2 protein-coding genes are annotated in these 628 nt (G+C 53.7%); both read right to left on the bottom strand.

The features are described 5' to 3' along the window. Positions 1-222 precede the first annotated feature (222 nt). Positions 223-441, bottom strand: coding sequence for a hypothetical protein (locus E1189_RS25280; RefSeq protein WP_155159079.1), 219 nt, complete (start codon positions 439-441; stop codon positions 223-225). Next, a partial coding sequence (locus E1189_RS25285; RefSeq protein ID WP_230460200.1) for a hypothetical protein occupies positions 442-628 on the bottom strand: 187 nt, incomplete at its 5' end.

The following is a 628-nucleotide window of genomic DNA, read 5'->3' on the forward strand; positions in this document are numbered from 1 at the left end:
GCACAGACCTTTTGCCTGTGACTTTGGTGGGTGCAACAAGGCTTTCACCTCATCCGGCGATCTCACCAGGCACAGGCGCATCCACACAGGGGACAGGCCCTACGTCTGTGACCAGGACGGATGCCACAAAGCGTCAACACATCCGGTAATCTCATCAGGCACAAAAGCATCCACACAGGGGACAGGCCCTTTGTCTCGACTTTGACGGGTGCAGCAAGTCTTTCACCTGATCAGAACGGGTGCAATAAAGCGTTTAACACATCCAGTCATCTCACCACCCACAAGCGCACTCACACAGGGGAAAGGCCCTTTGTCTGTGACCAGGATGGGTGCAACCAGGCATTCACTACATCCGGTAATCTCACCGCCCACAAACGCATCCACACTGGGGGTAAGTCCTTTGTCTGTGACTTTGACGGATGCGACAAGCGTTTTACCCAATTATTTCATCTCACCAGACACAAGCTCATCCACACAGGGGACAGGCCCTTTGTCTGCGACTTTGACGGGTGCAGCAAGTCTTTCACCTGATAAGGACGGATGCCACAAAACGTTTACCTCATCCGGTGATCTCACCAGACACAGGCGCATCCACACTGGGGAAAGGCCCTTTGTCTGTGACCAGAAC

This window comes from Parendozoicomonas verongulae (assembly GCF_009711465.1).
GTDB lineage: Bacteria > Pseudomonadota > Gammaproteobacteria > Pseudomonadales > Endozoicomonadaceae > Sansalvadorimonas > Sansalvadorimonas verongulae.